The 21,133-nt window shown below is 58.1% G+C and carries 17 protein-coding genes; 9 read left to right on the forward strand and 8 right to left on the reverse strand.

Translation table 11 applies throughout. The features are described from left to right. Entirely contained in the window at positions 1-435 is a 435-nt protein-coding gene (locus WC600_13280) for a hypothetical protein (protein MFA4903701.1), read from the forward strand. Next, positions 432-1,112: a YIP1 family protein gene (locus WC600_13285; protein ID MFA4903702.1), complete on the forward strand. Its 681-nt coding sequence runs from the start codon at positions 432-434 to the stop codon at positions 1,110-1,112. Before WC600_13280 ends, WC600_13285 begins: the two co-directional genes overlap by 4 nt. Here WC600_13285 and WC600_13290 read toward each other — a convergent pair. From WC600_13290 to WC600_13325, 8 genes are all read right to left on the reverse strand, one after another. Next, positions 1,059-1,346: a hypothetical protein gene (locus WC600_13290; protein ID MFA4903703.1), complete on the reverse strand. Its 288-nt coding sequence runs from the start codon at positions 1,344-1,346 to the stop codon at positions 1,059-1,061. The two genes, WC600_13285 and WC600_13290, sit on opposite strands and share 54 nt — an antisense overlap. A 300-nt stretch (positions 1,347-1,646) precedes the next feature. Beyond that, on the reverse strand, positions 1,647-2,000 hold the full coding sequence (locus WC600_13295) for a response regulator (protein ID MFA4903704.1): 354 nt from the start codon (positions 1,998-2,000) through the stop codon (positions 1,647-1,649). Beyond that, positions 1,997-4,360 carry a GAF domain-containing protein gene (locus WC600_13300; GenBank protein MFA4903705.1) on the reverse strand — a complete coding sequence of 788 codons (2,364 nt, stop codon included), beginning with the start codon at positions 4,358-4,360 and terminating at the stop codon, positions 1,997-1,999. Before WC600_13300 ends, WC600_13295 begins: the two co-directional genes overlap by 4 nt. 6 nt (positions 4,361-4,366) lie before the next feature. Next, positions 4,367-5,839 carry a glycogen/starch synthase gene (locus WC600_13305; protein MFA4903706.1) on the reverse strand — a complete coding sequence of 491 codons (1,473 nt, stop codon included), beginning with the start codon at positions 5,837-5,839 and terminating at the stop codon, positions 4,367-4,369. Between the two features lie 17 nt (positions 5,840-5,856). Next, complete coding sequence (gene galT, locus WC600_13310; protein MFA4903707.1) at positions 5,857-6,855, reverse strand: galactose-1-phosphate uridylyltransferase; 999 nt, start codon at positions 6,853-6,855, stop codon at positions 5,857-5,859. 291 nt (positions 6,856-7,146) lie between these two features. Next, positions 7,147-7,359, reverse strand: a complete 213-nt coding sequence (locus tag WC600_13315; protein ID MFA4903708.1) for a DUF2905 domain-containing protein — start codon at positions 7,357-7,359, stop codon at positions 7,147-7,149. Between the two features lie 16 nt (positions 7,360-7,375). Then, entirely contained in the window at positions 7,376-7,531 is a 156-nt protein-coding gene (locus WC600_13320) for a hypothetical protein (protein MFA4903709.1), read from the reverse strand. Between the two features lie 110 nt (positions 7,532-7,641). Next, a complete protein-coding gene (locus tag WC600_13325; protein ID MFA4903710.1) occupies positions 7,642-7,860 on the reverse strand; it encodes a hypothetical protein in 219 nt (72 codons plus the stop codon). 176 nt (positions 7,861-8,036) lie between these two features. Between WC600_13325 and hisA the strand changes: the two genes are divergently transcribed. The 7 genes from hisA (at position 8,037) to WC600_13360 (ending at position 20,987) form a co-directional block, all read left to right on the forward strand. Beyond that, positions 8,037-8,765 (forward strand): 1-(5-phosphoribosyl)-5-[(5-phosphoribosylamino)methylideneamino]imidazole-4-carboxamide isomerase, encoded by a 729-nt coding sequence (gene hisA / locus WC600_13330; protein MFA4903711.1) that lies wholly within the window; start codon positions 8,037-8,039, stop codon positions 8,763-8,765. A 152-nt stretch (positions 8,766-8,917) separates the two neighbouring features. After that, complete coding sequence (locus tag WC600_13335; GenBank protein MFA4903712.1) at positions 8,918-11,413, forward strand: TIGR03960 family B12-binding radical SAM protein; 2,496 nt, start codon at positions 8,918-8,920, stop codon at positions 11,411-11,413. Positions 11,414-11,618: 205 nt separating this feature from the next. Next, on the forward strand, positions 11,619-13,127 hold the full coding sequence (locus WC600_13340; GenBank protein MFA4903713.1) for an Rne/Rng family ribonuclease: 1,509 nt from the start codon (positions 11,619-11,621) through the stop codon (positions 13,125-13,127). 341 nt (positions 13,128-13,468) lie between these two features. Further along, positions 13,469-15,388, forward strand: a complete 1,920-nt coding sequence (gene selB, locus WC600_13345; protein MFA4903714.1) for a selenocysteine-specific translation elongation factor — start codon at positions 13,469-13,471, stop codon at positions 15,386-15,388. A gap of 27 nt (positions 15,389-15,415) precedes the next feature. After that, complete coding sequence (locus WC600_13350; protein ID MFA4903715.1) at positions 15,416-17,101, forward strand: TIGR03790 family protein; 1,686 nt, start codon at positions 15,416-15,418, stop codon at positions 17,099-17,101. 147 nt (positions 17,102-17,248) lie between these two features. Further along, on the forward strand, positions 17,249-18,121 hold the full coding sequence (tatC, locus tag WC600_13355; protein ID MFA4903716.1) for a twin-arginine translocase subunit TatC: 873 nt from the start codon (positions 17,249-17,251) through the stop codon (positions 18,119-18,121). Positions 18,122-18,287: 166 nt separating this feature from the next. Continuing rightward, positions 18,288-20,987 (forward strand): 1-acyl-sn-glycerol-3-phosphate acyltransferase, encoded by a 2,700-nt coding sequence (locus WC600_13360; GenBank protein MFA4903717.1) that lies wholly within the window; start codon positions 18,288-18,290, stop codon positions 20,985-20,987. The last annotated feature ends 146 nt before the right edge of the window (positions 20,988-21,133 follow it).

The following is a 21,133-nucleotide window of genomic DNA, read 5'->3' on the forward strand; positions in this document are numbered from 1 at the left end:
ATGGCTGACAACGAAATTTCTCCTTCCGGCGACCTCGTGTTCAAACCCTGTAGCCGGGCCTTTTTTGTCTATTACGTGGCCATGGCCCTGGTATTTCTGGGGCCTCGGCTCAACCCCGAGGTAGGGCTGCCGGTCTGGTTGGGGACCATTTTGGGGCTGATTATTGTGGCCGCGGTGGTCTACCAGAAATACGGTATGGAGTACCGCGTCACTGCCCAAGGCGTGGCCCGGGTCTGGCGCTGGCCGTCCCCCCGCCGTCAGGAGATTGCCTGGGAACACCTGGGAGAGGTCCTGGTGCTCCGGGGCCTGACCCAGACCGTGCTTCAGGTGGGCAATCTCGCTTTGCCGGATAAATCCGGGGGGCCCGAGATGTTCTGGCACGGCCTGGCCAACCCCAAAGACGTCAAAGACCTCATCGACGGCAAGCGCCCATGACAACCCTGGAAGAAGATTGGGGGACAGTCCCGGCCTTGCCCGAGCCTGCGCGGCAGGGTGTACCGTGGGAAGACCCGGAACTTTCCGGCTGGGTGGGATTCTTCCGCACCCTACGGGACCTCCTGCTCCACCCGGGGGAATTTTTTGACAACCTGGGCCCGGGAGGGCGGGCCGAGCCCTTGGCCTTTGCCCTTATCGTGTCCACCGCAGGGGTGTTGATCGCCCTCTTCTGGCACTTCCTGATTTTAGCAGGAGCTCTCGGGAACGCCCCCGGCCCGGTCTCTTCCTTAAACTTGGGAACTGGGGCGCTACTTGGCCTGATGATCGTATCGCCGCTCCTGGTGCTGGCGCACCTTGCAGTGGGGAGCCTGTGTTGGTGGGGGAGTATGGCGCTGTCAGGGGCCGGCCGGGATTTCACCCCGGCCTGGCGGATTTTCTGTTATGCCCATGGAGGTCTGGTCTTGGCTCTCATCCCCTTTTTGGGCATGCCGCTGGCTGGCGTCTGGATTCTGATCTTGATGTATATCGGCGCCAAAGAGGTGTTCGGGTTGTCTGCTTTCGGCGCTCTGGGCGCTCTGGCCACTTTCTTGATTTTCCAGGCCATGCTGGGGATGGTCCTTTTACTAGGCCTGACTATCGGCCTGGCCGGCCTGGGGTTCATGGCGTTGCTGGGCTGAAGTGGCCTGAGCCACCTGGGCTTCCCGCCGCTTCCGCCTGATTCTCAAGCCATGTCCGCCCCAGCCGATCACCAATCCCAACGCCAGGCTAATGTAGGCCAAAAGATAGGTGGGGATGACGGCCAGCTGAAATTTGAAAAGCTTAAGTTCCGGTCCCGGCTGTCCATTTTCCAAAGCAAAATCCACCAGCACAATGGCCAGGATGATCAGGATCGCCAATTTGAGTTTAGCCATAGGTGCCTCTCTTTTAGGGATCTCATAAGGAAATGCGTTCAAACAGGTATACTCATTGCCAAAAGTTTTTTCCTTTCCACCCCCTCACCCTAACCCTCTCCCACAAGGGGAGAGGGGATAGAAGGAAAGAACTTTTGGCACTCGCTATAATTTGGTAGCCGCAGGCTTTAGCGTGAAAATCCAAATCCCCCTTTTCCAAAGGGGGACTTTTTACTGCCTCCCTTAAGGCCATGCGGTTTCGTACAAAAAGGATCAACCGGCGCCTGACTTCTTTTAAATTACCTTTATGAACGCTCGGTATTACTCTTTCAGGTAGCGTTTCACCACCGCCTTCAGATCTTCCAGGTCCGAGGACTTGACCAGATATTCATCTGAGGCCCAGGTGGCAAAATCCTGCTTGTACTCGCCGTAGGCGGTGCTCAGGACCACCGGTAAATCCGGCCGCTTTTCCTTGATCTGCCGCAACGCCTCGATGCCGTCCATCTCCGGCATTTTGATGTCCAGGATAACCAGATCCAAAGGAATCTTGTCCACAACTTCCAGGGCTTCCCGCCCGTTGGCGGCCTGATAGACTTCGTAGCCCTCCTCCTTGAGTTCTTCGCTATATAAAAGGCGAATGCTCATTTCGTCGTCCGCCACCAAGATTTTTTTCATAACCGTCCTCCTTTAGGGGCCTTGAGCACGCTGGCGGGAACCGCACCCTGGCCAACATCTTTCACGAGACAATATTTTGCCACCGGCAGGGTAACGATGAAGGTTACCCCTTTGCCCATTTCGTTGTTAACCTCTATCTGGCCATAATGGCGGGAAACGATCCGTTGGGCGATAGCCAGCCCCAGGCCGGTGCCGTAATCTTTGGTGGAAAAAAACGGATTGAAGATATTGTGAAGCACTTCCATGGGAATGCCGCCGCCGGTGTCCGAGATGGCCGCCGCCGCATAAAGACCGTCGGGCCTTTCCACCGGAAAGGTGCGAATAGTCAGGGTGCCGCCGTGGGCCATGGCCTGGACTGCGTTCTGGAAGAGGTTATAAAAAACCTGCTTCATTTGCCGATCATCGCAGTGGAGCCGGGGCAACTGGGCAAATTCCCGCACGACCTTGATATTATTGGCATCCAGATCCCGCTGCACCAAAATCAGGGTGTCTTCGATGAGCTTGGCCAGTTCGTGGTCACCGTAATAGGACAGATTTTCCCCGGTGAAATCCAGGATTTCCCTCAGGAGTTTTTCCAGCCGGGTCACTTCCTCCTGGATTACTTCCACATAGCCCCGCAGCGGCGAATTAGGCTCCACCAACTTGGCGATGCGCCGGGCGAAACCGCCGATGGAGACCAGAGGGTTACGAATTTCATGGGCCATGCCCGAGGCCAGACTGCTGAGAGCCGCCAAACGGTCCGACTCCAACATCCTTTCCCTGATGAGAAGCAATTCCCGATTGTTGGCTTCGATGGTGGAATAGAGATGGGCGTTCTCCAGCACCAGGGCGGCCTGGGTGGCAAACATCTGGAGCACGTGGAGCGGCTCCGATTCCAGGGGGCGCCCAGAAGCCTGGTTGTCCACCAGGACCACTCCGGTGGTCCGGTCTTTCACCACCAGGGGCACCACAAAGAATTCTTGGGCCGTATACTTGCCTCCCAGTGCAGGGGGCACTCCCGGTCCTTCAACGGTCTCATGATGATGATAGGGAACCTTCCGCAGCACCGCCAGGGCCAACGGACCCTGATCCGCCCTGAGAGGGATTTCCCAATCACTCACCGGTATCGGGTCCGCCGGCGGCAGCATCAAGGCCCTGAGGCTGGAGGTCACGCCGGCAATGGGACTACGGCTGGCGCCTTTCGCACCTCGCAATATCTGAGCGGTTTCGTCCACCATGAGCACGACCACCCGATCGAACCCCAAGCCCTGCTCCAAAGTGAGGCCCTGGATGATAATCTCCAGGAGCCGATCCTCTTGCACCGACGTCAGCAAGACTTGGGAGATCTCTTGGAGGGCAGTAAGATTGCGGACCATGCGCTCGTTCTTTTCCGCCAGGTCCTCAACCTGTTGATAGGTGAGCGCATTCTCGATGGCGTTGACGATAACCCCCGCCATAGTAAAGAGCAGCTGGCGGTTTTCCGGGTCGAAGGGCAGATATTCGCCGTTGGGGTTGAACTTGTCGTACACCCCCAACGTGCCCGTCAATTGCCCTTTGAAGGTGAGAGGCACGGCCAGGCAGTAATGGGCATGGCCCGCCAGATCCTTTGATTCCCCTTCAAAATAGGGTGGCTCCCCCGAACCCGCAATGGGCAGCATTTTAGGCAAGGCCGGGCAATCCGTGGGGATCTGGCCATAACGGGACGAAACCCGGGGTTCCCCGGTGGCGGCATCTATAATCTGGAGGGCGGCGCCACGGGCGGTGATGACCTTGGCAGTGGTGCTGACGATGCGTTCAAGGATCTCATCGAGCTCGACGGTGGAACTCAACGCCTTCCCCACTTCGAAGAGCACCGACAGCTCGGCAATCCGTTTTTTGGCCTCTTCCTGAACGATGGCCTGGCGCAACGCGGCAGCCAGCATCAGGCAGGTCAACTGGACCCCCTGACGCTCAGGAGTAGTGAAGGAACGATCAGTCCGGTCTACCAGGATCAAGACCCCGTAGAGAAAATTGTCATCTGCCACCGGAAAGGCGGCCAGCGTCTGATAGGCGGGGTGAAGTTTTTCCAGGGGGGCATTAGCGGCCACCACCCCCGGCTCCTGGCGATGGACAATAGTGGCCTTGCGAGTGTTAGCCGTTTCGCCCACCAGCCCCTGACCCATGGGAAATTCCAGGCGCAGGTGAGGGGGCACCGGCCCCTGGCTGCTCACGTTGAGCAACAGGGTCTCTCTGGCTTTGTCCAGACCGAAATAGAGCGCCAGATCCATCTTCAGGTTCCGGGCCAGAAGATGAACCATGTTGTTGAGTCGTTCCCCAAAGCTTACGGTAGAGGTGAGCACCTCTACCATTTGGGTTAAAAACGCCGTGCGCTCCGATGCCATGGAACCTTACCCGCCCACCAAGCGCCGGCGTTTTTCCGCGGCTAGTTGGTACAATTCTACATATTTGGGGGCCGCGGTTTTGCCCCAGGAATAATCCAGGGCCATGTTGCTCTTCATCAGGGCCTCCCAGACCTGGGGTTGCTGGTAACTCGCCAGGGCCCGCTGCACCGCGCTCAAAAGCGACGCCGGTGTATACCCGGCGAACTTGAACCCGGTGCCCGTGACCCTGGCCGGGTCGAATTCCTCCACGGTTTCATCCAGGCCCCCGGTGGCCCGAACCACGGGAATGGTGCCGTAACGCAGGCAGTAGAGCTGGTCCAGGCCGCAGGGTTCATACCGGGAGGGCATGAGAAACATGTCGGCCCCGGCGATAATCTGGTGGGCCAGCGCTTCGGTGTAGCCGATCATGAGACCCAGGCGCTCATGATATTTGAGGCTCATTTCCTGGAGAATATAATGGTGGCGCTCTTCCCCGGTGCCCTGGATGATGAGACCCACATCCAGCTTCATCAGGTCATCCATGATACCTTCCACCAGGTCAATTCCCTTACGTTCGAAAAATCGGGTGGTCATGCCGAGGAGCGGCCGGTTCGGGGACAGCTTCAAGCCGAACCGGTCTAACAGGGCTTTCTTGCAAATTTTTTTCCCGGCAAGATTATTGCGGTCATAGTGTGCGGCCAAAAACTCGTCCTTTTCAGGGTTCCAACGCACATAATCGACCCCCTCCAGCACGCCGTAGAGTTCTTGGGCCCGTTCCTGGAACAAGCCCTCCAGCCCGAAGCCGTATTCCGGAGTCAGAATCTCTTCCCGGTATTTGGCCGATACCGTGGTAATCAGGTCGGCAAAGACTACACCACCTTTCATAAAGTTAATCTTGCCGTAAAATTCCAGGGCCTTGGGAGAAAGCAGTTCCCACCCCAGCCCGGTGAGGGGCAGGTCATAAGACGAAAATAACCCCTGGTAGCCGACGTTGTGGACCGTGTACACCACCGGCAAGCGCTGCAGGGAGGGACGGTCGTTATAGATGGTCCTCAGATAAACCGGTACCAGGCCGGTCTGCCACTCGTGTGCGTGGCAGACGTCAAACTCCAGCTTCAAGGCGTCGATCATTTCTACGACTGCCCGGGAAAAGAAAATAAACCGCTCGGCATTATCGTCGAAATCCCCATACGAGGTGCCGTAGAGACCCTCCCGGTTAAACAGGCTGTCCTGCCCGATAAAGTAAAAATTCAAATTGGGGTCGATCTGGGAGGTAAAGATCTCGGCCGGCAGGGTCTTAAAGGAGAGGGGAATGGAGAGGGTCTGCCCGGTGCAGGTGAGGGTGCGGCCTGATTCCCGCACCTGTCGGTAAAGGGGCAACACCACCGCCACCTCGTGACCCAGCTTGACTAAGGACCAGGCCAGGGCGTAGGTTACTTCCGCCAACCCGCCGCTGCGGGCAAAGGGATTTGCTTCCGGGGTCACCATGAGGATACGCATCTGTCATCCCCCGTGGATTACAGCGTCAACTCCCGAAGATACTTGGCCGCATCTTCCGGAGGCGTAGGATTAATGTAAAAGCCCGACCCCCACTCGAATCCGGCGATCAGGGTGAGCTTGGGCACGATCTCAAAATGCCAGTGATAGTAGGTGAGTTGAGATTCCCGTATGGGAGCGGTGTGCAGGATAAAATTGTACGGGACTTTGCCCAAGGCCTTCTCCAGGCGTTTTAAGGTTTCCGAGAAGATCTCGGCAAGCAGCCGGAAAGACTCTTCTTTTAAATCCACGTAAGAGGAAAGGTGCTCTTTGGGGAGAATCCACATCTCAAAAGGAGACCGGGGCGCAAAGGGACAAATGGTCAGAAATTCCTGATTCTGCAACACCACCCGGCCCTGCTGCTGAAGTTCCTGGCGGATCATATCGCAAAAAACGCAGCGTTCTTTGTAGTTATAATAAAACTTGCCGCCGCTCAATTCCTCCTGGACCAACTCCGGCACAATGGGGAGGCCGATGAGTTGGCTGTGGCTATGCTCCAGGGAAGCGCCCGCAGCCCGGCCCTGGTTTTTGAAAATCAGGACATAGCGGAAGCGGGGATCCTCGCTCAGGGTGACGATCCGGTCCCGGTAGGCCCTGAGCACCCGAGTAAACCCATCCAGGGAAATGGTGGCCAGGGAGAGCTGGTGGTCGGGGCTCTCAATAATGACCTCATGGGCCCCCACCCCGTTCATCTTATCGAACATACCTTCGCCGGCCCGGTCCAATTCCCCTTCCTTGGCCAAGGCCGGGAACTTGTTGTTCACCACCCGCAGTTGCCAGCCGGGAGTGTTGGGTTCGGTCCCGGGGTCCCGGTAGGCCAGAACCTCAGGTGGCGTGGTATGTTCATTGCCCGGATCGAAGGGACAAAAGCCGCCCTTGGTGACCTCCGGCTCCACAACAAAATCATGGGGGCGCTTCCCCCGCTCCGTCGATATGATCACCCAACGGCCGATGATGGGGTCCTTGCGTAGCTCAGGCATCAGTCTCCATTCCTAACTCCGTCGCCTCCTTTTGTGGGTGCTCGCTTGGTGCCGCCACGGGGTAACGGATGTTCCACAGTATACTTCTCTGGGGATATTTCGCAAGGGATTTGGCGGACATGGGATACTTCAACCCGCAACCTACCTCCGATTAAAAGCAAGATTTACGTTCTAAAAATCTCCTTGCAACTCCCTCTAAGTCATAATATAAGACGGCCGGGCTCATAGTCCAGTCCGGCCCGGCCATATGCGCGTTCGCTTTTGCTATAGCTGGCCGCTGATTGCTGTAAGCTACCTCCGAAACAGATACATGATCAAGGTCAGAACGACACTGATAAGGATGCAGGTCCCCAAGGGAAAATAAAAGCTGAAATTGCCGCGCTTATAGCTGATATCCCCAGGCAAATGTCCCAGCCAGGGGAGCTTGGGAGCCAGCAGGAATACCGCGCCAACCATCACCAGGAGCACTCCGATCACAATCAAAATGCGACCTAAATCAGACATATTGTCTTCATTTCAATCAAAGGTTTTTTATGATTTTGTCGTAATCGGCATGGGAACCGATCCAGAACCAAATCATGTGATTGTTGGATTTGACGCCCAAGGCTCTCCAACCCAGCCCGACACGGATGGAAAAGACGGGCTTGATACGATGCACCTTCTTGTAGCGAAGCATTGGATTTCCGGGGTCTTATCGCCAAAAGTGAAAGGCTTTTTTGGCTTTGCGCTGGACCGGCTCGGGAAGATTACGGAAGGCTTGACGAAACTTTTTGGTGACTTGGGTGATCACAACGGTTCTTCGTCAAGGGAGACCGTTCTGCCTTCCATAAATTCCGTCAAAGCCTCATCAGACAATTGGGAAATCTGGTCTTGGGATTGGGCGAAGGCCCGGTCCCAAAGCTTTTCGGAGGCAATTTCGTCGAGCAGCAGCGCGGCCAGCGCTTCTTGTTCTTCGGGGGGAAGTTGGGAAGCCTGGGCGAAGGCTTCCTCAAGCCGAGTGTTCATACTTTTATCCTCGCTTATAAAATAGTTAGCACAATTAAATTATTGATTCAATGCTGCTGCTCCCCCTTGGACTATTATTAGGGTCTTTAAGCAAATTTTCAAGTGGATTCCCGTTTCAGACGAATTATCTCGCCCTATTGTCAGGTGCATTTAATTCAGGTTAAAATGTTTAAATTATGTTGATTATTCCGGCCATTGACCTCAAAGACGGCAAATGTGTGCGTTTGCGCCAGGGGCGGGCCGAAGACGTCACCGTCTTCGGCGACGACCCCGTGGCCATGGGCCTGAAGTGGCAGGAGGCGGGAGCCCAACTCCTTCACGTGGTGGACCTGGACGGCGCCTTCAGCTCCGAACCCAAAAATCTGAAGTCCATTCAGGCTCTCCGTGAGGCCTTGTCCATCCCCATCGAACTGGGCGGCGGCATCCGTACCTTGGATATCATAGCTGCATATATTGAACTGGGCATCGACCGTCTCATCCTGGGCACCGCGGCCCTCAAAGACCCCGACTTGGCGGCCCGCGCCTGCGCCGACTATCCCGGCCGCATCGCCTTCGGCCTGGATGCCCGAGACGGCTTCCTGGCCGTGAAAGGCTGGACCGAAACCAGTCAGAAGAACGTCCTCGAAGTGGCCCGGGAACTGGCCAAACTCAAGCCCGCGGCCTTCATCTATACCGACATCGCCCGGGACGGCGTGAAAACCGGCGTGAATCTTGCGGCAACCCAGACCCTGGCGGAAAGGGTGGATGTGCCGGTCATTGCCTCCGGCGGCGTGAGTTGCCTGGACGACATCAAAGCCCTGCTGCCCCTGGAGCCTTTGGGGATCATCGGGGTCATCACCGGCCGGGCTCTGTATGACGGCAGCCTGGACCTGAAAGAGGCCATCCGCCTGGCCCAAGGCGAGTGAGACAGTAATCAGTTGATAGTTTTTTCTGCTCACTGGCGACTCGACTGTTTGCCTCAGCCACTGATTTTTTAACTGAACGGGCCATAAGTGGTCTGATCAGTTTTTTCTACCACTGATTACTGATTACAGACCATTAACCACTCTTAATAAACATGACGTTAACCGATAACCATGACTATCTCCACCGGGTCCAGCGCCCCACGCGCTACCTGGGCCGGGAGATTAACGCCGTCTTCAAAGACCCCCGGGCCGTCGCCCTGCGGGTGGCCTTACTCTTTCCCGATCTCTACGAAGTGGGGATGTCCCACCTGGGGCTGAGCCTGCTCTACGGCATTTTGAACCGGGAGGAACATATCTGGGCCGAGCGGGCCTACGCCCCGGCGCCGGACCTGGAAGCGGATTTGCGGTTCCGGCGTCAACCCCTCACCAGCCTGGAGTCCGGCACTCCTTTAAACGCCTTCGATCTCTTGGGCGTCAGCCTCCAATACGAATTGGGCTACACCAATCTCCTGAACATGCTGGACCTGGGTGGCGTGCCCCTTTTGGCCGAAGACCGCGACGCTACCCACCCGGTGGTTATTGGCGGCGGCCCCGCCGCCTTCAACCCCGAGCCCGTGGCGCCCTTCTTCGATGCCCTGGTCTTAGGCGACGGCGAAGAGGTGATCCTGGAGATAGCCGCGCTGGTGGCAGATTGGAAGGCGCAAAACGGCACCCGCTCGAAGTTGTGGCAGGCCCTGGAAACGCTCGATGGCGTCTACGTCCCGGCCCTTTTCCGTATGGACTTCGACGAATCTGGCACCCTCCAGACCATTCATCCTCTGGGACGCAAAAGCACCGTGGCCAAGCGGGTCCTGGACGATCTGAATCGCATCCCCGTCTCCGCCTTTCCTCTGGTGCCCTCCTGCCAGATTATCCACGACCGCCTCAACGTCGAGATTTCCCGGGGCTGTACCCGGGGCTGCCGTTACTGCCAGGCTGGCATGATCTATCGGCCGGTTCGGGAGCGCGACCCCGCCGCCGCGATCAAATGGATAGAAGACGCCTTGGCCGCCACGGGTTTTGAAGAGGTCTCGCTCTTAAGCCTCAGCATCGGCGACTACGGGCCCCTGCCTGGCCTGCTCCAAAGCTTGATGGACCAATTGTCCCCGGCGCGGGTAGCCATATCGCTGCCCTCGATGCGGGCCGACACGCTCACCCCGGAGATGATGGCTCAAATTAAGCGGGTGCGCCGCACCGGCCTCACCCTGGCTCCGGAAGCCGGCACCCAGCGCCTCCGCCAGGTGATCAACAAAAACCTCACCGAGGCGGCCATCATGGACTCGGCAAGCCGGGCCTTTGGCGCGGGCTGGCAGCTTCTCAAGCTCTACTTTATGATCGGCCTGCCCAGCGAGACCAAAGAAGACCGGGAGGGCATTGCGACCCTGTCCCGGCAGATTCTCGCGGCCGCGCCCCGAGGCGCCCGCCCCCGGCTCAACGTCAGCCTCTCCAGCTTCATCCCCAAGCCCCACACCCCGTTCCAGTGGGAGCGCCAGGAAAACCTGGAGGAGTGCCGCCGCCGCCTCTTCGAAGTCAAGGACCGCCTGCGCCAGAAAAACATCCAAAGCAAATGGAACTCCGCGGCCCAGACCTGGCTGGAAGGCGTCTTTTCCCGGGGCGACCGCCGCCTGGCTAAGGTTCTGCTGGAGGCCTACCGCTTAGGCTGCCGCCTGGACGCCTGGAGCGAACACATGCGGCTCGAACCCTGGCGAGAGGCCTTTCGCCTGGCCGGGGTGGACCCGGACTTCTATTTACGGGAACGCGGCACAGACGAAATGCTGCCCTGGGACCATGTGCACTGCGGCGTCAGCCGGGAGTTCCTGCTTTCAGAGCGGGACCGGGCCGAGCAGGGCCTGGAGACCCCGGACTGCCGCCAGCAAGGCTGCCAGGACTGTGGCGTCTGTGACCACGACACCATTGACCTTAAGCTTCAAGACCCGGTAGGCTTGCCACCAGCGCCGCCGCAACCCCCGGCCCCGAGTCCGCAGGCCCCCTGCCGCTACCGTCTGACCTACGCCAAACTCGACGAGGGCCGTTGGCTGGGCCACCTGGAACTGGTGGGGTCGCTCTATCGCAGCCTGCGCCGCTCCGGATTGCCCCTATCCTTTACCAAAGGCTTCCATCCCCTGCCCCGGGTCTCCTTCCACGGCGCCCTGCCGTTGGGGGTGGAGAGCCTGACGGAAATCATGGACGTGGAACTGACGGAGCCCGTCCCCGTTGACACGCTGGTGGCCACCCTGAACCGGGTGCTGCCCCGCGGCATTAAGGTCCTTGAGGCGTTCCCTTTGAACCGGCGTCAGGACCCGCCGGGGCGGGAACACGCGGTCTATGAAGTGGCCAGCCGCAACCCGGTCTTTGAGGCCACAGCCGCGGCTACCTTCTTAGCTCAAGCAGAATTTATGGTGACCCGGCATCGGCCCAAGGGCGATGAACGCGTGGACCTGCGGCCCCTGGTTGCCGATCTGACGGTCATGGACCCCTTGCACCTGCGCCTGGACCTGCATCGCCAGGAAAAGGGCAACGTCAAGGTCACCGATGCCCTGGCCGCCATCTTCGCGCTCGACGACAGCCAGGCCCGAGAACTGCGCATCGTGAAAATTAAAAGTAATTAGGTGGGGCGGGCCTCCGCGCCCGCCACCACTTTTCCTTGGTAGCCGCTGGCTTCAGCCTGCGCGCATTTACTTGGTGGCACAGGCGTCTCGCCTGTGCTGAGAAAAGTAGGGTGGGCACCGCCCATCATTAATTTGGATCGATTGACATAATGGGCAGTGGTCGCCCTGCTGCGTGCTGCTCACTGATCACGGATATATTAACTTTATGGCCAATTTGCTCTTAATCAGCGTCACCGCCTGCGACACCCGGGTGGCTTTCGTCGAAGACGGCCGCCTGGCCGAATTCTATGTGGAAGGCCGGTCCCAATACGGCCCGGTGGGCAACATCTATAAGGGCCGTGTAGTCAAGCTTCTGCCCGGCATGTCCGCGGCCTTTGTGGATGTGGGCATGGACCGGCCCGCCTATCTCTTTGCCGAAGATGTCACGACCCAGGAAGATGAATTCTTCCAGCTTTGGCTCAAGGACGAAGTCAACGAGACCCCATCCGGCCGGCGGCTCCCGGCTCCTTCCATCACCGACCTGCTCCATGAGGGCCAAGACCTGTTGGTCCAGGTTTTGCGCGGCCCCGCGGCGAACAAAGGCGCCCGCCTCACCACCCACATCAGCCTGGCCGGTCATTATCTGGTCTATATGCCCACTTTGGTGCAACTGGGGATTTCCCGCCGCATCACTGATGAGGCCGAGCGCCAGCGCCTCAAGGCCCTCCTGGAAGAATTGAAACCCGCCGAAGGCGGCCTCATCGCCCGCACCGCCAGCCGGGACCAAAACCTGGAGAAGATGTCCCGGGAACGGGACGTGCTTCTGGGCGTGTGGCAACGCATTCTGCGCAGAAAAGGCCCGGCCTCTTGTCCTTCCCTTCTCCACCAGGAAATGGAAGCCGGACGCCGGGTGGTGCGGGAGCTCTATTCCCCCGAAGTCGACCGGGTGCTGGTGGATGACCCCGCCGCGTTCGAGGGCATCGCCGATTACCTGGAATCCCTCAACCCCTGGGATAAATACCGGGTGGAACTCTATACCGAGCCTGAGCCCATCTTCAGCCATTTCGGCCTGGACCTCGATTGGCACAAGCTCCTGGCCCCCCGGGTCTGGCTCAAAAGCGGCGGTTATCTGCTCATCGAAGCAACCGAAGCCCTCACCGCCATCGACGTCAATACCGGCAAATTTGTGGGCCGCAACCACCTGGAGGAGACCATCCTCAAGACCAACCTGGAAGCCGCCAAGGAGGTCGCCCGGCAACTAAGGCTCCGCAATATCGGCGGTCTCATCGTCATCGACTTTATCGACCAGGAAAAGGCGGCCAACCGGGACTTAGTCTACCAGACCTTTGTGCAGGCCCTTTCCCGGGACCGGGCCAAGACCACGGCGCTGCCCATCTCCTCTCTGGGGCTGGTCGAGATGACCCGGCAGCGGGTCCGGGACAGTCTGGCCCAGACGATCATGGAGAATTGCAGCGCCTGTAACGGCAAGGGCCTGACCTTGACGCCCCGGACCCTGGCCTGCGACATCATGCGCCAGCTCACCGCCGAAGCCCGGGAGTTCCCCGGCTGCCGCCTGCAGCTTTCGGCCCACCCCCAGGTCACCAAAATTTTGCAGGACGAGTCCGCCCCCCTCCTGGACCGCCTCACCAGAGAGCACCAGGTCCAGGTAGAATTAACCCCCCAGCCCCAGTTTGCCCGGGACCACTTTGTCATTTCCCGCGAACTCCCGAGGTAGGGGCAGGTGTCAGGTTTCAGAGGTTAGGGTCAGACAGTTAGCAGTTGCCAGGGGTCAGTGGTCAGTGTTAAATGAAATAAGGCGAATACCCCTCGTTACCAAGCTCCAGCTTGGCGATGGGAATGTCTCTGGCGGGTGGACCTGTTATTATTCTGGTTCCCAAGCTGCGCTTGGGAACCCCATTGATTGGCAAAGCTTTGCTTTGTTGATGAATCCGTGTCTTAATTGGAAGGTTCCATAAGTCAAAGGTGCCCAAGCCAAGCTTGGGCCAAAATTGCGTTCCCAAGTACAACTTGGGAACGAGAAAACCCCTGAAACCTGGAACCTGAAACCTGAAACCTATGACTACTGCTCCCATCATTCTAGGCACCGCTGGCCACATTGACCACGGCAAAAGTGCCCTGATCAAGGCCTTGACCGGGACCGACCCGGACCGCCTCAAGGAAGAAAAGCTCCGGGGCATCACCATCGAGCTGGGCTTTGCCGAGTTGGAACTGCCCTCCGGCCAGCACTTAGGGATCGTGGATGTGCCCGGCCACGAGCGCTTCGTGCGTCACATGGTGGCCGGCGCTTCCGGCATGGACCTGGTGGCCCTGGTCATTGCCGCGGACGAAGGCGTCATGCCCCAGACCCGGGAGCACCTGGAGATTTGCCAGCTCCTTAAGGTCAAGCAGGGTCTGGTGGTCCTCACCAAGGTTGACCTGGTGGAAGAAGACTGGCTGGACCTGGTGGAGGAAGAGGTGAAGGACGCGCTTAAGGGCACCTTCCTGGAAGGCGCACCCATGGAGCGCTTCTCCGCGGTCACAGGCCGCGGCAAGGAACACCTGCTCGCGACCTTAGGCGAACTGGCCGCCCAGGTGCCCCCCAAGCCGGTCACCGGCATCTTCCGCCTGCCCATCGACCGGGTCTTTACCATCAAGGGTTTCGGCACCGTGGTCACCGGCACCGCCATTTCCGGCCGCTTGAAGGTAGGCGAGGCGGTGAACATCTATCCCCCGGCCTTTAAGGCCAAGGTCCGGGGTCTGCAGGTACACGGTCACACCGTCGAGTCGGCCCTGGCCGGCAACCGCACCGCCATCAACCTCCAGGGCCTCGAAAAAGAGGAAGTGGCCCGGGGCATGGTGGTGGCGCCCTCAGGAGCTTTGATCTCCAGCCGCCGCCTGGACGCTTATCTGGAGGTCCTCCCCAGCGCCCCGCGGCCGCTTAAACACCGCCAGGCGGTGCGCTTCCATACCGGCACCAGCGAGAGTGTCGCCATGCCGCTGATCCTGGACGCGGATGAGTTTGCCCCGGGGGCCTCGGGGTACGTCCAATTTTTCCTGAGGGAACCTCTGGCCCTGAAACCCGGCGACCGCCTGGTGATCCGTAGCTTCTCCCCGGCCTTTACCTGGGGGGGCGGCATCGTCCTCCACGTCAACCCCACCCGGCACAAACGGCGCCAACCCGAATTGCTGGACCACCTGAAAACCCTGGAGCAGGGCGCGCCGGAAGACATCCTGCGCCTCTATCTGGCCGAAACCGGAGCCGCGGGCCGCTCCCGGGCCGAACTCACGGCGCTTTTGCCCTGGGACCCAAGCGACTTGGCCAATCTGCTGAACGCGCTCATGCTCAAGGGCCAGGTCCTCAATTATGACCAGGAGAATCAGCGCTATCTTTTGACCGCCACCCTCCAGGAACTGGAACAACGGGCACAGCAGCTCTTAACCGATTACCACCGGAAATTCCCGCTCAAGCCCGGCCTGTCCAAAGAAGAGTTGCGGCGGCAACTGCCTGCCGCCATGGAGGTCCGCCTGTTCAACTATCTTCTGGGCGATCTGGCCCAAAAGAAACGGATCGTCTCTGAAAAGGACCTGGTGCGCCTGACTACCCATAAGGTGACCCTGGGCCAGGACCAGGAGGACCTCTCCCGCCGCCTGGACGAGCTGTATCGCCGGGGCCATTTCTCGCCGCCCACCTTCAAGGAGGCCACCGAGGCCCTGAAGATCCCCCCCGATAAAGTCAAACAACTCCTCCAGGTCTTGGTCAACCAGACCCGGCTGATCAAGGTTAAAGAAGACCTCTATTTTCATCAGGCCGCTATGCATGAACTGAAGGCCGCGCTTATCGATTTTCTCAAGAAAAACCAAGAGATTACCGTTAACCAGTTCAAGGACCTGACCCAAACCAGCCGCAAATTCACCATCCCCCTCCTGGAATACTTCGACTCCACCCGCACCACGGTCCGGGTGGGCGAGGCCCGGAGGTTGCGGGAAGGCGCCTGACCTATCCTGCGGCTAAGAGGACCAGCCATGAATCCCCCTCGCCTAAGCTATCGGCAATTCTGCCTGATCATTCTCCTGGCCTGGTGCGCCCTGGTTTCGCTTCCTTCCGGGGCGCTGGCCTTATCGGCCCAAGACCTCATCGTCGTTTACAATCGCAACGTGCCCGACAGCCAGGCCGTGGCCGCCTATTACGCCGAAAAACGCCAGGTGCCGCCTGATAATCTGGTGGGGGTGGAGGTTTCTTCCACGGAAGACATGTCCCGGAAGGAGTTTGACGAGAAATTGACCCCTCCGGTAAGAACCCTGGTGAATAAACTCAAGACCCAAGGCAGGACTCCGGCCATTCTGCTCGCTTACGGCATCCCCTTGCGGGTGGGGGCGGCCCCGGCCACCAAAGCGGATCAGGCCCTTGGGGAACTCGCTACCCAAAAGCTTAACGAATATCAAAAACAGGTCATGGAACTGGCTATGAGGCTGGACCAATTGACCCCGGCCTTGCCTGCCTTACCAGGCAAACCCGTTTGGGGCGAGCCCTCCAAAAAACTGACCTATACCCCGCGGCAAATCCTGACCATGGCCCAGCAGTCATACCAGCGGGGAGTAGCATATTTGCAAAAGCAGCCCGCAGACCCAAAAAATCGATCCGAGATCACGTCCCTGTTGATTAAATTGGGCGGGGTCTCCCCCGAAGCCCAAGCCTTGATGGCAAGAACCGCCCAGAAACGGGACAGGCATTTGCCCCCGCGGCAAAGAGAATTCTTGGGCTTAAATCAGGACGACAAACAAGAAGTGGAAGAAGGAATGTTTCGGGGTATCTTGCCGGACACCGCCCAGAAAACCGCGGCGGCTATCGGCTCTACCCGCGGACTCCTGGGAGAAATGAAATTCTGGTTTGAGGCCCGGCTACAGTATGAGAATCACCAAACCATAGCGGCAGTGGATAGTGAATTAACCCTAATAATTGCCGGTCCCTATCAAAAAACCGGCTGGCTTCCCAATCCCTGGAACTTAACGTTTAACCGCCTCTCGTTCATTCGCGCCGTTCGAGATCATACCGTTATGGTGGGCCGCCTGGACGGCCCCACCCCCGCCATTGCCCGGCGCCTGGTGGACGATGCTTTGGCCGTGGAAAAAACGGGCCTGAACGGTGTCTTTTATATTGACGCCCGGGGGCTTTCGGGCAAAGCCGCAACGGGCAATTATGCCTGGTTTGATGAACACTTACTGCGCCTCTCTGATCTGATGGCGAAATACTCTGCGATGAAGGTGGTTCTGGATAAAAAGCCCGCGGTCTTTCCACCGGGTTCCTGCCCGGATGCGGCCCTCTACTGCGGCTGGTATTCCGCGGGCAACTACGTGCCCGCCTTCAAATGGCAAAAAGGCGCGGTGGGCTACCACGTGGCCAGCTATGAGGCCACCACCTTGAAGAAGCCGGACGGCAAAGTCTGGTGCAAACGCATGCTGGAGGAAGGGGTGGCTGCCACCCTGGGGCCGGTGACCGAACCCTATCTAAACTCCTTTCCTCTTCCGGACCAGTTTTTCCCCATACTGATGACCGGCAAACTGACCTTGATAGAGGTTTACTTTCTTACCGTGCCGCAGGTCTCCTGGATGCAAATCCTCATCGGTGATCCCTTGTATTGTCCATTTAAGAAAAATCCGGCCATCCAGGCCTCCCGAGGCAAAGACGTCGTGCCCCCGAAGCAGGACTAAACGATTTGCCTCACGTTGCGAATGGCGGGATCATGGGATAAAATGCGCTATGTTTTATCATAGTTTTTGGGGGTTACGGTGCGCTGACCGATTAGGGGTGAGGAGATTAGACCTCCCACCCGGATCTGCCCGAGAGAATTTTCCGAGATGACCACCATGTCATTTTTAGAGCACCTGGAAGAGTTGCGCCAGCGTCTCATTGTCTGCGTGGTGGCCGTCCTCATTTGCATGGCCATTGCCTGGCCTTTAGTCCCCACGGTGCAGAAATACATCACCCGCCCCTTGCAGGAACCCTCGGTGACCCAGGAATGGTCGTATGCCGCGGAATCCTGGGTTATGCAGAAATTTCCCAGTCTGGCCCAACGCCTGGGTTTACACCCGGAGCCTCCCAAAGTTAACCCCCACCGATTGAACTACATGGCCCCGCTGGAGCCCTTTTTCGTCCAGATGAAGATTGCCATGATCACCGGCCTGGCTTTGGCCTTTCCCCTCATCCTTTACCAGATGTGGCTGTTTTTTGCCCCCGCCCTTTACCCTAAGGAAAAGAAGATTATTTACTATTTTCTTCCCGTCGGCACGATCGCCTTCATCCTGGGAGATATCTTTTTCCTCAAAATGGTATGGCCCCTGATCATCTCCTTCTCCATGCGCTTTGAGAGCGACTTCCTATTCTCCATGCTCAACCTGACTCAGTTTGTCAATTTCTGCCTGCGCCTGCTCCTGCTGTTCGGGTTGATCTTTGAACTGCCCCTGATCCTGTTGATCCTGGCTCGGGTTGGGATAGTCCGGGTAGATTTCTTGCGTCGCCAGCGGCGGGTGGCGTTCCTGCTCAGTGCCGTGGTGGCGGCCTTTCACGCCGACGTGCTCACCATGGCGGCCATCGCCATACCGCTGTATGCCATGTATGAACTCTCCATCCTGACGGTCCGGGTGTTCGGCGGACCCCACAGTCGGGGTCAGGAGCCGGAGTCCGCCCCGGTGCCGGCGGAAACTGATCTGGAGCCACCCTCCGCATCCTAATCCCTGGGTGATCTTGCCGATTCCCTGAAAGTACAAATACTCGCTTCCCTTGAATTTATTGATAATTTGGCTATCTTCACCGGTAACCGATAACTGAAAACTGTATTACATTGACATCTTTGTGGACTGACCTATATATTCACGAGATAAGGATAATCAGAGGTTTATGATGCACACCGACATGGAAAAACCGGGCGCAGGCGGTGACACCCCCGGTGCCGAAAAGCCCCGTAGCTGGCTGGGACAGGTGCTCGGTCGCCTGGCCGGTTGGATGGGGGGATATGATTACCATTACGCCGGGTATCTGCCCAGCCGCCCGGGATTCTTGTTGCGCTATACTCTGGACCCGTTCTTCAAACGGGTTACGGTGAACCCCCGCCATCTGGAGCGGTTGCAGGAGCTGTCTCAACAGGGCGCAGTGGTTTATGCCTTGAAATACCGCAGCCATATAGATTTTCTGTTCTTTAACCGACGTTATCAAAAACTGGGTGTGGTGGCCCCGGAAGTGGCCTTTGACCTGAACCTGTGGATGTGGCAGCCCCTGTCCCATCTGATTCAGATCATCTCCGCTGCGGTCAATTATTTTACCCGGCGCCGCTCCTGGCCCAATCCTTTCCAGGATGGTTATTTCCTCAAGACCATTCAGGAGAAACGCGGCTCCCTCCTCTTTCTGGTGGACCAGGTGGGGTTCCGGCAGCGCTTCCTCAAGCCCCGGGAAGACCCCATCCGCCATCTCCTGGAGATCCAGGAACAGGTGGATTTCCCGATTTTTCTGGTCCCCCAAATGGTGATGTACGAAAAGATCCCCTTCCGGGATTACAAGGGGTTATGGCAGCTCTTTTTCGGCGATAGCGAAAACCCCGGCCGGCTGCGGAAGCTGGGTCTGTGCATCCTCAAGGCCAAGGGCGCGGTAGTGGAAGTGGCGGAGCCGGTGAACCTCAAAGAGGCCCTGGCCGCCGCGGCTGACGACGTCCGCCTGCGCGATCTGGCCCAGCATATCCGGCGAGAAATGATTCAGCGTCTCGACTTGCAGCGGCGGGTGATTACCGGACCGGTGGTCAAGTCCCGGGAAGAAGTCATGGAACTCACCCTCACCGACCCGGCCCTGAGCCAGTCCATGGAGCACCTGGCGGAAACCGAAAAAAAGAAGCTCGCCAAAATCAAGAAGACGGCCCAGGATTACTTCTGGGAAATCTCCGCCGATCCCAGCGTGTTTTACACCAGCAGCATGCATAAAATGGTGAGTTGGCTATCCCAGCATCTGTTCGACGGCATTGTCTTTGATGAGCAGGGGTTCGAGAAGGTGCGGGAAGCCAACCAACGGGGCGGCCTGATTTTCGTGCCGTGCCACAAAAGCCACCTGGATTACCTCATCCTTAATAACCTCATTTTCCAACACCACATGCAATCGCCGCGCATTGCCGCAGGCAAGAACCTCTCCTTCTGGCCCTTAGGCCCGATTTTCCGGGGCTCCGGCGCTTTTTTCATCCGCCGCCGGTTCCTGGGCGGCAAACTGTATGCCGAGGTGCTCTACACCTACATCAAGACCCTGATCAAAACCGGCTTTAACCTGGAGTTCTTTATTGAAGGGGGGCGCAGCCGCACCGGCAAATTGGTGCTGCCCAAGCTGGGACTCCTCAATATGATCCTTCGGACCTACGATGAAGGGGCCGCTCCCGATATTCTCTTTGTCCCCACCTTCATCGGTTATGACCAGGTGTTGGAGGAAAAAGCCTATCTCAAGGAGTTGGAGGGCGGCAAAAAAGAGACGGAATCGATGGGCCAACTGGTCCATGCCCGAAAATTTCTCAAGAAAAGTTACGGCCGGGCCTATATCCAGTTCGGCGAACCCCTGTCCCTGAAAAACTACCTGTCCCAGTTACACCAGACGGAGCCCGGAGAGGTTCAGGCCCGTCACCATGGCCAGGAACTGGCTTACCGCATCATCCAGGCCATTAATCAGATTTCCGTGGTCACCCCCTTCTCCCTGGTCTGCGCCGCTCTCCTCACTTATCCCAGGAAAGGCGTCTACCGCCGGGAACTGCTGCAAATCATCCAGGTTCTCTTTGATTATCTCAAGGCCCAGAAGGTGCCTGAGGCCGATTCCCTGGAGGATCTCAATCAGGCGGTAGAGGATACTCTGACCCTGTGCGAGTCCCGCAAGCTCGTCACCCCTATCGAGAAGGAAGAGGGTTTGACTGATGAATTAGGGTTGGGCGGCTACAGCATCGATGAGACCAAACGCCCACTTTTGGAATACTACAAAAACAATATTCTCCATTTCTTCCTGCCCGCGGCCATGGTTTCCCTTGGAATCCTGGCCCGCCAGGGTTTCGAATTCAACCGGGCCCAAATCCTTGAGGATTATGGCTTCCTTCAGGATTTTTTCCGGAACGAATTCATTTTCAGCGATGCCGATCCCCAGGCCCAGATAACCCAAACCCTGGCCTATTTCCAATCCCGAGGAGTAGTGATCAATCTCGATCCCGAGGAGGCCTCCTATACCCTGTCGGCTTCCGGCCTCAAAGAACTGGTCTACTTCGCCAACCTGCTGTTCAACTACCTGGAGTCCTATTGGGTGGTGCTGCGCTCCATGAAGTATCTCCAGAAAAAGCCCCGGAGCGAGAAGGAATTCTTGAAGCGTATCCAGTCCATCGGCCAGAAACTTTTCAAGCTGGGCGAAGTGGAGCGCAGCGAGGCCCTCTCGGAAGCCACCTTCCAAAATGCCTTGAAGATTTTCGGGGAAAAGGGGATTGTCCTAAAAAAGGCCCCGGAAGGCAAAGGGGCCACCACCTTCAGCCGGCCCGCCGACGAAGACGCCAAAGAATACTACGGCCGCCAACTGGCAAGGTTTCTCCGGCGCTGAGAGCTGGAAGGAGCTATGTCACCCGCCCAGCCTTTACCATTGTCGATGTCGCGGTAAAGTCCGCTCGGACGTAGGGGCGGGGTTTCCCCGCCCGGCCAGTGACGTTTTTTAAACCGGGCGGGGACCCATTCTCTACACTTGCTTAA

The sequence above is a fragment of the Desulfobaccales bacterium genome (assembly GCA_041648175.1).
GTDB lineage: Bacteria > Desulfobacterota > Desulfobaccia > Desulfobaccales > 0-14-0-80-60-11 > 0-14-0-80-60-11.